General features: G+C 56.1%; 2 pseudogenes. One reads left to right on the top strand and one right to left on the bottom strand.

Going from position 1 to position 246, the window contains the following annotated elements:
• Positions 1-141 (bottom strand): annotated as a pseudogene (locus MK745_RS19720) (signal peptidase I); the annotation flags it as partial.
• On the opposite strand from MK745_RS19720, the pseudogene MK745_RS19725 reads away from it, so the two are divergent.
• A pseudogene (locus MK745_RS19725) lies at positions 138-246 on the top strand (S26 family signal peptidase); the annotation flags it as partial. The pseudogenes MK745_RS19720 and MK745_RS19725 overlap by 4 nt on opposite strands.

Here is a 246-nt window from a genome sequence, read left to right on the forward strand (position 1 = left end):
GGCGTCGATATTGACCCCGAACTGCGGCAGGCGCACGGACGGGCAGGACGCATAGGAATAGCCATAGGCGAACTTGTTGACGAAGAGGAAATCCCCGATCAACAAAGTGTCCTTCATCGACCCCGAGAGGCAGGCATATGGCAGGCGAAGCCAAGAAGCAGAACGCGTTCATCGAGACCGTCAAAACAGTCGTTTACGCGCTCCTGATCGCAGGTGTGTTCCGGACTCTCTTCTTTCAGCCGTTCT

The organism is Shimia aestuarii, assembly GCF_022814865.1.
Lineage (GTDB): Bacteria > Pseudomonadota > Alphaproteobacteria > Rhodobacterales > Rhodobacteraceae > Shimia > Shimia aestuarii_A.